The organism is Chamaesiphon polymorphus CCALA 037, assembly GCF_003003845.1.
In the GTDB taxonomy this organism is placed as follows: domain Bacteria; phylum Cyanobacteriota; class Cyanobacteriia; order Cyanobacteriales; family Chamaesiphonaceae; genus Chamaesiphon; species Chamaesiphon polymorphus.
On record NZ_PVWO01000142.1, the window covers coordinates 1 to 12,031 of the forward strand.

The window sequence follows — 12,031 nt, forward strand, 5'->3', positions numbered from 1 at the left end:
GAGTAGTAGCAACATCCAAAATTTGACGCTGGAGTTCGACACTGGTTTTAGAAGTGCGTTCTAGTTCTAGATCTCGCAACTTATTCTGGTAGGCGATCGCTTGTTGGATGGTGGCGTTTTGACGGAGATTTTGAGCCTCAATTATCTTGCGATCGTTTGCAGCACCGAGGAGCAGATCGTTCTGACTGACGATTTTAGCCAAGATGCGATTGCTAGAGGCGATGGCATCTAACGAGCTGTCATTTTGGGTATTGGCTTGGCTATCGGCATCATTGACATTTTGAGTTGAAGCCGCAGCCACCGCATTTATTTGTTGGATGCCATTACTACCGACTACAGAAGCGGCGATCGCTTGACTGGCCTGATTGGTAGCCGCATCTACCGCACCAAACTGATAGTTGCCATTAGCAGCATTTTGAGTGGCGATAATTTTTGCTGCCGCATCGTTGGCGAGGGCTTGAGTGGCGACAGCAGTAGTGTTAGTACTGTTGTTAGCCGAGATCGCCTTATTGCTAGGTGACGTAGAGCCTCCCCCGAACCAGCCAGCCACGCCAGAGAGAGCTTTTTGGAGAATCGGATTCGCCCAATCAGTCACTTGTTTGATGGCCGCAGATTGCCAAGCAGCAACTTGTTGGTTAAAAAACCGATTGGCTCCATCGGTAGCGAGAGTTTGCATCGCATTCAAAGAGGCGAGTGCTTGCTGAGGATTTTGCGCGCAGGCGATCGGGTTATCGGTACATGCCTTAATTTGGGCTTGACCCGCACTTGCTGCATCTTTGGTTGCCGAACATTTGGATAAATCTTTAACGCAGGCTTCGACATCCGCCTGGGTTTGGGAAATCGCACCGCTCACGGAACTCGTTGGAGTGGGAGTTGGGGCGGGTATCGTAGACGATGAAGCGGGATTGGCTGAAGGCGGTTGTAGAATCGCATCCGCCTGGGCTTTAGCTGCCGCCGTCGGATCTTGAGTTGCCGCACTCGCCCGTGGCACGATCGCCAACAGCGCGAGTAAAGTCAGAAAAAACAGTTTGAGTCTATTCATGATAATTAGAGGAGAAAGGGAAAAGGGGAAAGGGGAAAGGATGGGGGAAACTGTTAGCGGTTGTAGATATCAATAGCGCGACGCGCCTCATACCTTTACCCTTTACCCTTTCCCCCTTCCCCTTTCTCCCCAGAGTATTGAGGGAGTAATTCGCAAGCGTACCGATGCAACCCGATAATTGGATGTTCGGCAGCAGCCATCAACTCCCTCCGGCGTTGGATTTCCTTGGGGTTGTTAACTACTGCCGCCAAACCTCCAGGACTGGAGTAAGCGCGCACGTATGTATAGCTGCGTCCGTCGAGTAAGAGCCACTTAGAATATCCCTGGGCGACATTGACAGAGAAGGCATCTGTCATGGTCGGAGCCAAAATTTCAGGAGGTATGTACAAGAGATCTTGGAAAGCTCGTCTTATTTCCGGCTGAATGCGTCCGACTAACTTAATGGTGCAATTGGCGAGGATTCTCGCCCCATCGGGACACTCGGCGATCGATACTGGCTCTTGGGCGATCAGCACCATCGTCAACCCCGTCTTACCAGCGTTGGCACAAAACTTCCCGACATAGCTAGAAACCACCGGAAACTTCAGCAATAGGGCGGCTTCTTCCACCACGCAAATCGACTTGACGCAACCCAACGCTCGCCGAATTACTTCCCCAAACATGCACATGGCTAAAATATTGGCATCATCGGGATTCTCGACCCCCTGCATTGCCATGACGAATAGCGGGCGACTGGCTCGAACGGTACTGGGGCGGGATAAAGCCTGCCCGACGCGACTGGAGAGCCAGTAGCGCAGTTTGGTACGAATGAATTCGAGGGTGCGGCGATCGTCACTCGATTGAGTGTCGATCCGCTCCGGCCAGCAAAACTCATAGAAATGTTCGAGGGTGGGGTGATCTGCCCATTGTGGAGAGCCGATGCCGCCCGTGCGGGCGGTATGGTAGAGTTCGCGGATCTCGAAGTCATTGAAAAATTTGGCTAAAGCCAGACTCAATAGGGATCTGACCCGATCTACATCGACGGCAATATCTCTTCTAGTACCGACGACCATTGCTTGAATCAGATCGAGGAGAAAATCCTGGTATTCGCGGTGACGTTGGTTTTGGAGTCGTTCGGGTAAGGAGTCGAGATCGGGCAGATCGAAGGGATTGCTGGCTTCGGAGCCGATATCGAAGTATGCCCCACCGACTAGATTGGTATAGTCCTTAAAACTGCTAGCAGCTTCGGTAGGCGGACAATCCACTAGAGATACCGGAATTCCTTGGTTGAGAAAATCAGTCATCATCTCGCACACCATCGCCGTTTTACCCCCGCCTTGGGTGGCTAACACCAGCATGTGTTGGCGGCTTTTATTGAGGTCGATGGCAATCGGCACCCCGCCGTCGTCGGAGATTAATTCAAACCCCGATCGATCCGTAGAGCGAACCTTAGCCAAGGGGATGGTGCCGAGTAAATAACTCGAAAAAACCCGCTTCTGACGGTTGAAGGGATATCTCAACAGTTCGTCCCAACAAATCGGCAATGTTTGCATCCAGGTCTTCCACAGATACAGATTTTCGCGCCACAAATTGTTGGGATATAAAAATATGCTCTTGAGATAATCGCAGGCACAGTCTAAGGATTCGAGATCCGGTCGCCGCACCAGCACCACGCAGGCGTGGGAATAGGCCATATCGCCCGAATTCAGAGCGGCACGAGCGGCGACTGCTTCGTTCAAATTCGCGCCCGCAATTACCGGAATATCTCCATCTTCGGTCGCTCGTTCGCTGGCAGCCAATTCTTCAAGGGTAATATCTTTGAGGTCGGCGCGAACTTTATTCTGATCGAGCTTGGAAATCTGACAGACGATCTCGGTATCGACGATCGAGTCATCGCTGAGTTTTTGCCAAAAGTGATTTATCAGATCGCGGGAATTATCCCATTCGTCTGGCTGATCTAACAACGACATTACCGCCGTAAATTTACCGCCGATCTTCATCCATTTGCGATCGGCATCGGGTAAATTCCGCTCGTCATTAATTAGCAGCGATAGAGCGTGGATGCCAGAAGTTAAGACTTCACGATAGGTATGCCTGTCGTAAATGGCTTTTTGAGGAATGGGAATGCAAGGAGTAGTATTAAATCGATACCAAACATCAGCCCAGAGCTGCTCGACACTCAGCGCGCGGACGTTCAGACCGATCTTATTTTTGAGAATCTGCTCCCATAAGATAAAGGCATTAAAACCACCTTCGAGAAAACTCAAAAATTCCTGCTCTTGGGTGAGGTTGGTACCAGTAAAATTCCCCAATTTTTGCATCGATTTCTTGAGGATTGCCGCCAACCGATCGTCTTTTACATCGGCATCGGCATCGTAGGTAAAAGTTGCAAACAGTCGCAAACTTTTGGCCTTGCGCTTACCTTTAGCTGTCAATACCTCCAGCTTCTTAATTTCGCTAGTAGCAATATATTTAAGGGCGGGATTGGGCGACTGGTCTTGGAGGTGCCAAAGATACTCCATGCGTTCGCGATCGTCTGCATAGGAATTCATCCGCACGGTCAGGATTTCGCCTTCAGGTAGTTCCTTAAAACCCTGCGTCATCCCCTGATAAATTGCTTCCATCTGAGCGTCGGGCAGGTTGGGATGGATGCCATCACAATCGAAGCCAAAGGTGAGCCGATATCTCGATTTTCCCAACCGCAGTAAATACGCCCCAAAATTCCGTCCTTCGGCGTTAAATTCAATATGAGTTTCTAAATTAAATTCATTTTCGATCGCGTCTAGCGTTTCTGCGGCTCCCCCTGGAACGGTCGCGCCTTTGATGCTTGGAATTCTGCCGATTTCGACGGTTGCGGTCATTTGCTCTTAGAGTTTCAAAAAGTGATGTATAAGTGACGTTCGCTCGATAATATTTAGGAGGTCGCCAGAAGCCGCCCAAGAATTGCCAAACTCCATTAATCGTTAAAACTACCCAGACGACGTTAAGTAACAGACAGACCGCAGCCACGCGCAGGAAATCGAGTTGCAAAAATAAGCAACAAATAAATAATGCGGCAATGTCGAATGCGGCTGCTGGTAAAAATACCTCGGCAGAAATTCCGGCAATCGCGGGCTTACGAGATAGAATTCGATTGACTTTAATTGTCATCGTTCGATATTAAGCTGGAGCTTTCAACAACATTCCCGCAACGATTTCGACCGCTCCCAAGACTACTGCAAAAATAATTGGCATTTTTACTACCTCAGTCCACTCGGAACGATTTTTTAGCTCTTCAGCTACATTTACTAATACGCCAACAAATGCCATAAAAAAAGCAACCCTCAGAGCAATCACGATCGTACTTGCAAAACCTGCCAAGCCACTATTAGCATTACTAGCATCCCCTGCCGTAAATAGTTTTTTAAATACATCAACGCCAGTCTCATTAACGATGAATGCGTGACTGGGGCTAGTAGCGAAATTAAAGACGGTAACTAGCGTCATCAATGCTAGCGATAGGGTCAAAATACCCGTTAATTTATACCGATCGATAAAGTTACGGAACGCCTTTTGATTTTGCCGACTTTTGTTAACGAACGCCCACGCCGAACCAAAAGCTATTAGCGGCAATGCCAGCAGAGTCAGAGTGTTTGTGGAGTCGATCGCCCAATTTGCTACGGCTAACGTATTAGCTAAAACCAGCCAAAAATCTAGGGAAAATGAGTAATAAAAACGGTCAAAGCTGGTTTGCAGCTTTGAATTATACTTAGCCATAGTTGAAGCTTGGTGCTAGATAGTATGAAGTGAAACGTTAAGATACTGACAAACTTTGATTTGTCTAAGATAGCTCCAACGATCTCGATCTGAGATGAGCTAAATTACGCAAGATCGATCGACAGTTTGCGAACGCGGCAAATAGCCGAACCGATCGAGTTATCGGCAATATAGACTGGATAAAAAACATCGAGTCGATCATGATATCCAGACAGCAAGTAAGATTTCCAATAATTGCTTACCTATGGCAACCGCTCGGACACGATCGAGTCAAACTAATTCTCAATCCGATTAAATTCAAGCAACTTTACCATCGCTGGCTGTTGGAAATGTGTTGGCATCAAAGCGATCTCCACAAGATGGATAAATGCGAGAAATAGCCGAGCCGATAACTTTATTCGGCAGTATAAAGTGGATGCAAAAGCTCGCATACCCTCATGAGTTTAGCTGCCATTCTCACCGATCGACCCTCAATCGCGATCTCGATCGATCCGCCCGACCGTCAGCATACGCTCGAACGGGTGGCGATCGCCGCAGCCCAAATCGGTCGTCAATGTGCGGTGTGGACTCCTTGCGCCCAGGGTTGGCACGACTGGGCGCGCGCTCTTTCTATCTGGGAAGATGGCGATCTCGAACGCTCGATCGCCGCATGTTTGCAGGTCGATCGTCTGCCGCTGGGAGTGGCAGTTTATGTCGATCTATTTGCCGCGATCGCCACCTTACCGCCCGCATTTGGCATCAGAGCGACGATCGCTATTGAGAACTTATGCTGCCAGCTCCAGCAGTCGTCACAACACCGGATTGTTTTCCTAGAGACTGGGGAAATCCCCACTCGATTCGCTCGGACTATCTACAGTTACGAGCTGCCACTGCCGATTCGATCGGAAATCGAGTCGATGCTAAAGGAGCGAGAGTTACCGATCGCGCCGAATATCCTTAACGCTCTATCGGGGCTGACAGAATCTGAGGTAAAAATCGCCCTCCAACGAGTCGATTTGCACCTCGATCCGAGTGCAATCGTCGAGACATTGTTGAATTATAAGTACGCGGTATTTAAAAACCACGGTCTAGAGTTTTTGAACGAAACCACTACTAAAGATATTGGCGGACTGGATTTGCTCAAAGCAGAATTAGATCTGGTCTTGCGTACCTTCAGCGACGAAGCCAGAGCCTATAACATCCCCCTCCATCGCGGCTTTTTTACAGTCGGCCCGCCAGGGGTTGGGAAAACTTATTTTGCTAAAATCTGTTCTCAAAAGTTGGGATTTCCGCTCGTCAATATCGGGATCGATGCGGTTAAGTCTCAAGGCATAGTTAAATTCAAGCAAATGCTCCGCCGAATCGATGCCTGCGAGCCGTGCATCGCCTTTATTGACGAATTAGATAAGTTTTTCCCCAGGGGTGAAGGAGAGCGGGGCGACGAAGCCAGCGAACAGATCTTGGCAGTTTTACTGACATGGCTCAATGAAAAGACCTCCAGAACCCTGTCGATCGCTACAGCCAACCGACTGCGGAATATTCCAGTCGAGCTAACCCGCGCCGGACGCTTCGATAGTGCCTACTATATCGACTTTCCCAGCCCAGCAGAGCGCAAGGAAATCTTGCAGATCCATTGTGCTAGATTCGATCGCGCTTTTGAGTGCGGTGACGGAAGGTTGAGTAGAGAAGAATGGGCGCGAATTCTGGAAAAGACCAATAAGTGTACGGGGGCGGAACTAGCGCAGATTGCTACCGATGCCGCCAGAGCGATCTTTTGCACTTTGGCTCCAGGAGCAGAATTAAAGATCGAATTAACAGATTTATTGACTGCCAGAGAAAACATGAAAACTCTCAATCAGCGTGATGGTGAGGCAATTTCGGCAATGGAGAATCAAGCTAAAGGATTTTGCAAGCCAGCTAGTTCCAACACGTCTAGTCCGTTTGACTTACCCATTAGAAAGTTATATAAATCGGCAAATAATTAAATCCTATGTCTACAGAAGTTCCACAACATCCTACTAAACCTCAGAATACTAAAGAGCTAAAATACCGCAAATATCTGTGGCTATTTTTTCTGATATTTCCAATCGCGATGAAGGATTTCGATCCGCGCACTATTGGTAATGATATGGCAATCGAATTACCGATCGAAGGGCAAATGCTAGTTAGGAATAGAGCGATTCAACTAGAGGTTGCGAACAACTCATTAACTAGATCGCGGGGATTGAATTATCGCCACGATCTTCCCAGCAATCGGGGAATGCTCTATCGCGGCTTGCCGAAGGATACTTATTTTAGCGGCAAGAACAATAAATTTAATACCGAATTGATTTTTTTAATGGGAAACCAAGTGGTTGACGTGCGAGATGTAGCTAGTTGCAACGAAGATAAATGCCTTCAGTATCGTACAAACGAACGTTACGATGCTGTTGTAGAGGTTAAATCTGGAGTGACTAAAGTGCTGGGCATCACCAGAGGGGTGAAGGTGACGATCGATCTCTTGCCCGCAAGGAGGTAAAGGGAAGTTGGGGAGCCACATCTTTTTTAAGCGCGGATATTTCAAGTGGTATAATTCTACTAGTAGTTAGCAGGAGAGGTCTGTTTGATGGTTGTCGCGCGAGAATCTTTACCACGATTTACTCCCGAAGAATATTTCGCATGGGAAGAACAGCAGGAGGTCAAGCACGAGTATTTTAATGGTGAAGTTTATGCTATGAGTGGTGGGACACAAAATCATGGACGCATTGCAGTTCGGCTCGTATCTCTAATCGATAATCATCTGGACGATAGCGATTGTGCAGTGTTTAATTCAGATGTCAGAGTGAAGATTGAGGAATCAGAAAAATATGTTTATCCTGATGCTAGCGTTACCTGTGACGCGCGAGATCGAGACACGCCGAACTATGTTGCTTACCCCTGCCTGATAATTGAAGTCTTATCACCAAGCACTGAAGCATACGATCGTGGAAAAAAATTCAAACTCTATCAGCGATCGAGTAGCCTGATTGATTATGTGCTGGTCAGTGCTGAAGAAATTGAAATTGACATATTTCACAAAAACGAGCGCGGTATATGGGAGGTAGTAAATTATGTTGCTGGCGATACTGTAGAAATAGCAAGTATCGATCTAAATTTTGCGATCGAGCGTGTTTATCGCGGAATTGAATTCTAGAAAACCGATCGTTTCCTCGCAGGTAGGTGTAATTTGACAATTCATTTTATCGGTGGTGAGAATCAGGCAGGTAAGTCATGGTTCGTGCGCGCCCTGGTAGAGATAATTGCCGTCAATAGCCCGCGAACGATCGTTGCCGATGCCAGTATCGATAAAAAGATCGGCACGATCTACTCACCTACCTTCAATCGATCTTACGAGCTGCAATTTTCTGGCGATCGGCCCTTAGCTGCCGATCCGCTCTTAGTCTATGGAAACGAGTGGGAGATCGTCGTTAAAATTCCGGCTCAGGCACGACATTACTTTCTCAAGTGGCTGCATGATATTTCCTTAGAAGAAACAGACATCGACTGCCGTTATTGGTTTGTCAGTCGCGGTAAAGATGATTACCCATCAGAAATTTTGGAAATCTTTAAAGAGCGTTGCTTCCTAGTGGAAAATCAGTATTACCTTGCTAATTTTCAATTATTCCAGCAACCTGAATTCGATCGCAATCGCACGGTAAAATTACCAGCATTTACTAGAGATCCAATACTAATCGATCGGATCGAGCGATCGGGATTGCCGCTGTCGGCGTTCTCAGAGCGCAGCCAGACAATCGATCGCAGTAGAATTTTTCGGTTTTTACAGCCGTTACGGGAGTCTGAAATTTTTAATCGTAAATATTGCTGAAGCGATCGATTTATTTAAGGGTTTATAATTTTAATTTAATAAGGGAAATTTTTATGGCCAGACCTAGCGATTTTTGGGCACCGTTCAAACGCGAATGGTACAATGACGAGACGGGCGAACTGCGCGAGCCACATCGGAGTAGGTTACTCGCTAGCGGCACATCGATCGATCGAATTGTGGAAATGGAAGCCGAGGTAGCAGCAGAGATTGTCGAGTTTCACCACAAAAATTCCGAGCTGCCTGTAATTAATGGGAAAAACTGGGCAGAACGGGAATTAGAGAACCGCCAACGTCAACGGCAAATACCAGCATCTATGCGTGCCGCTCTATATCATGGTACTTACGATCCCGACGCAAATTATGATTGATATATGCTTGGGCGCGAGCGCATGAGGCAATCTGCGGCAGTCATCGCTCGAGTAGACCATGAGTGACATTTGAGGGAACTAGGCACGGACGATTTAAGCTGCATAACTTGGGAAAGCGAACATTTTCTAAAGTAATTACCTTAGAAAATCGAGCATCGATTTCCATGCTAAAATGTAAGTACTTAGCGTAAGTACTTCATGAGCAAAACATACAAGCTGAAATATACACAGATCGGGAATGGTAAAGGCTTTCGGATTCCTGCCGAATTCTATCGCGATCGTCCAGAATTTGCGGCTGATGGTTGGATTGAGGTTATTTCTGACAACACTGCAATTGTTAGAATCGAACCGACGGTCGATGATAAAGACGAGGAAGAAGACAACGATCTAATGATGCGACTATTTCTAGACTTCGCACTCAATGAGTCGCTCAAAAAAGGCAATCTACATGCTTACACGACTGAGGAAGCGGCTAGAGATATGGAGCTGATTACTGGGGTCGAACTAGATGACGAATAAGGTAATTCGACAGGGGTGGGAAATTTACTTTCATCCAGAATTATTTAAGCAACAGTACGACGAACTAGCAGCTAGAGTGGAGAAGCTTAAAGAAGAACTCAAACCTGAAGACTTTAAAACTCACGCTACGGTCAAGCTATTTGCAGCCTTGACGATCGGCATTCTCGAAAAGATTCCCAGCGATCCTTTTGCCTCTCATTTTGCACTTGTAGGCGCACTTAAAGGCTACAGTCGGATGAAGAAGATGGGACTACCAGGAAGGTATCGATTATTCTTTCGGGTATTTGACACCGCAGAAATGAAGGCAATCGTCATCCTATGGCTGGGATATCCGCGCAAGGAAGGGGACAAAAATGATTGTTATACTGTTTTTACTAAAATGGTCGAGCGGGGCGAGTTTCCGAAAGATTTGAATGAATTAATTGCCGATACCGATATTTAATGTTTGACGAGAGGGGCGAACTGCGAGAACCACACCGGAGTCGCTAACGGCACATCGATCGATCGAATTGTAGAAATGGAAGCCGAGGTAGCAGCAGAGATTGCCGAGTTTCACCGAAAGAATTCCGAGTTGCCTGTAGTTAATGGTAAAAATTGGGCAGAACGGGAATTAGAGAACCGCCAACGTCAACGGCAAATACCAGCATCTATGCGTGCCGCTCTATATCATGGTACTTACGATCCCGATGAAAATTATGAGTAGTTAAGACATTCGATCGCGCACGGATTAATAATGACTTCGTTGTCATCTAACAAAAGGATGCCAATACGTTTTTAGCAAACATCTATTATCTTCTGTTTTTGCGAGAATTGTTTTCGATCTTAACTGCCTGTCGAGAAGGAGAGATGGAGTATATATGAATTGATAGAAAAATAAGAAAAACAACTCGTGCTAGTCGATCGTCGAGTGTTACAGCTCCATAGAGAAAACCTCCAAGCGAACCCATATGACCTATAAAATCACGATGGGTGTCGAGCCACTTAGATGTTTCTTTGAATGTTTGTACGGTACTTTTCCTATGTGCATTAATTTTGCGAGCGAGCGATCTTGCAGGTTCCATTAGTAGCAAGGGTTAACAACTGTTAGCTTACCCAATTTCCACCTGTAGCCTATCATCGTAGCTCTGAAAAAAATATTTGCTCGATCGCCCCATTAGTTTTAGGAGACCCCATCTCTAAATTTGCCAATACTCGATCGAATCTGTCCCAAAATGAGCGATAGTATTAACTTCAGGTGTATCGATCGACTAAAGGCAAGATGGCAGCAGCAAAGCAGAATAATTCGGACTCATTCGAGCAGAAGCTCTGGAAGGCGGCGGATAAGCTGCGGAAAAATATCGACGCGGCGGAGTACAAACATATCGTTCTGGGGCTGATTTTCCTCAAGTATATTTCTGATTCTTTTGATGAGTTGTACCAAAAGCTCAAGGCTGGTGAAGGAGACTATCAAGGAGCCGATCCAGAGGATCGGGATGAGTACTCGGCAGAGAATGTCTTCTTTGTGCCTGTGGAAGCCCGTTGGGAGTTTTTGCAAGCCCAGGCGAAGCAGTCGGATATTGGCAAGACTGTAGATTTGGCGATGGAGGCGATCGAGAAGGAGAACGCTAAACGGCTCAAAGGGATTTTGCCCAAGGTTTACGGGCAACAGAAGCTCGATCGCAACTCATTGGGGGGTTTGATCGACCTGATTGGCTCGATGCAGAATATGGCGAGTGCGGAGGCAATCGCGCAGGATTTGCTCGGACAGGTGTATGAGTATTTTCTGGGGCAGTTTGCGCTGGCTGAGGGTAAGAAGGGGGGACAGTTTTACACGCCCGAAAGTATCGTGCGGCTGTTGGTAGAGATTCTGGAGCCTTACAATGGGCGCGTGTTCGATCCTTGCTGTGGTTCGGGGGGAATGTTCGTCCAGAGTGAGAAGTTTGTACGAAATCATCAGGGCAGGTTGGACAATCTTTCGATCTACGGGCAGGAGAGCAATGAGACAACTTATAAGTTGTGTCGAATGAATTTGGCTCTGCGGGGGATCGACGGCTCCAATATTAGGTGGAATCCTGAAGGGTCGTTTTTGAACGATGCCCATAAGGATCTCAAGGCCGATTTTATTATTGCCAATCCGCCGTTTAATGATAGCGATTGGAGCGGGGAGACGTTACAGAATGATGGGCGTTGGCAGTACGGAACACCTCCGGCGGGGAATGCCAATTTTGCTTGGGTGCAGCATTTTCTCTATCATTTGTCACCGACTGGGGCGGCGGGGTTCGTGTTGTCGAATGGTTCGCTTTCGTCGAATACGAGTGGTGAGGGGGAGATTCGCAAGCGGTTGGTGATGGAGGATTTGGTGGATTGTGTGGTGATGTTGCCGACACAGCTTTTTTACAATACGGGGATTCCGGCTTGTTTGTGGTTTCTCAGTCGGTATAAGAATGGGAATAAGAACCGAGACAGGAAGGGAGAGGTATTATTTATCGATGCTTCGGAGTTGGGCTATATGCTGACGCGGAGCAGTCGGGCTTTTACAGAGGAGGAGATCGATCGGGTTGCGGG

General features: G+C 47.3%; 14 protein-coding genes. 10 read left to right on the forward strand and 4 right to left on the reverse strand.

The genetic code is table 11. The features are described from left to right. The 4 genes from C7B77_RS12785 to C7B77_RS12795 all read right to left on the reverse strand — a co-directional run. Window positions 1-1,042, reverse strand: a 1,042-nt coding sequence (locus C7B77_RS12785; protein WP_146138301.1) for a hypothetical protein, incomplete at its 3' end; no start/stop codon positions are given. A gap of 95 nt (window positions 1,043-1,137) precedes the next feature. Next, on the reverse strand, window positions 1,138-3,882 hold the full coding sequence (locus C7B77_RS12790; RefSeq protein ID WP_106305087.1) for a hypothetical protein: 2,745 nt from the start codon (window positions 3,880-3,882) through the stop codon (window positions 1,138-1,140). Then, window positions 3,788-4,171, reverse strand: a complete 384-nt coding sequence (locus tag C7B77_RS29955) for a hypothetical protein (protein ID WP_181243844.1) — start codon at window positions 4,169-4,171, stop codon at window positions 3,788-3,790. The genes C7B77_RS12790 and C7B77_RS29955 overlap by 95 nt, the downstream gene beginning before the upstream one ends. Window positions 4,172-4,180: 9 nt before the next feature. After that, window positions 4,181-4,777 (reverse strand): hypothetical protein, encoded by a 597-nt coding sequence (locus C7B77_RS12795; protein ID WP_106305090.1) that lies wholly within the window; start codon window positions 4,775-4,777, stop codon window positions 4,181-4,183. Window positions 4,778-4,977: 200 nt separating this feature from the next. On the opposite strand from C7B77_RS12795, the gene C7B77_RS29225 reads away from it, so the two are divergent. The 10 genes from C7B77_RS29225 to C7B77_RS12840 all read left to right on the forward strand — a co-directional run. Continuing rightward, the gene (locus C7B77_RS29225; protein ID WP_146138302.1) at window positions 4,978-5,157 is read left to right on the forward strand and encodes a hypothetical protein; all 180 of its coding nucleotides are present in this window, start codon (window positions 4,978-4,980) and stop codon (window positions 5,155-5,157) included. Between the two features lie 57 nt (window positions 5,158-5,214). Further along, window positions 5,215-6,741: an ATP-binding protein gene (locus tag C7B77_RS12800; RefSeq protein ID WP_106305093.1), complete on the forward strand. Its 1,527-nt coding sequence runs from the start codon at window positions 5,215-5,217 to the stop codon at window positions 6,739-6,741. A gap of 5 nt (window positions 6,742-6,746) precedes the next feature. Further along, window positions 6,747-7,274: a DUF192 domain-containing protein gene (locus C7B77_RS12805; RefSeq protein WP_106305096.1), complete on the forward strand. Its 528-nt coding sequence runs from the start codon at window positions 6,747-6,749 to the stop codon at window positions 7,272-7,274. Between the two features lie 87 nt (window positions 7,275-7,361). After that, window positions 7,362-7,928 carry a Uma2 family endonuclease gene (locus tag C7B77_RS12810; RefSeq protein ID WP_106305099.1) on the forward strand — a complete coding sequence of 189 codons (567 nt, stop codon included), beginning with the start codon at window positions 7,362-7,364 and terminating at the stop codon, window positions 7,926-7,928. A 33-nt stretch (window positions 7,929-7,961) separates the two neighbouring features. Continuing rightward, a complete protein-coding gene (locus tag C7B77_RS12815; protein ID WP_106305102.1) occupies window positions 7,962-8,600 on the forward strand; it encodes a hypothetical protein in 639 nt (212 codons plus the stop codon). A gap of 53 nt (window positions 8,601-8,653) precedes the next feature. Continuing rightward, a complete protein-coding gene (locus C7B77_RS12820; protein ID WP_106305105.1) occupies window positions 8,654-8,968 on the forward strand; it encodes a hypothetical protein in 315 nt (104 codons plus the stop codon). Window positions 8,969-9,166: 198 nt separating this feature from the next. Further along, window positions 9,167-9,487 carry a hypothetical protein gene (locus C7B77_RS12825; RefSeq protein ID WP_106305108.1) on the forward strand — a complete coding sequence of 107 codons (321 nt, stop codon included), beginning with the start codon at window positions 9,167-9,169 and terminating at the stop codon, window positions 9,485-9,487. Continuing rightward, the gene (locus C7B77_RS12830; protein WP_106305110.1) at window positions 9,477-9,929 is read left to right on the forward strand and encodes a type II toxin-antitoxin system YhaV family toxin; all 453 of its coding nucleotides are present in this window, start codon (window positions 9,477-9,479) and stop codon (window positions 9,927-9,929) included. The genes C7B77_RS12825 and C7B77_RS12830 overlap by 11 nt, the downstream gene beginning before the upstream one ends. Window positions 9,930-9,932: 3 nt before the next feature. Continuing rightward, entirely contained in the window at window positions 9,933-10,190 is a 258-nt protein-coding gene (locus C7B77_RS12835) for a hypothetical protein (RefSeq protein WP_146138303.1), read from the forward strand. A gap of 555 nt (window positions 10,191-10,745) precedes the next feature. Then, a partial coding sequence (locus C7B77_RS12840; protein WP_106305116.1) for a type I restriction-modification system subunit M occupies window positions 10,746-12,031 on the forward strand: 1,286 nt, incomplete at its 3' end.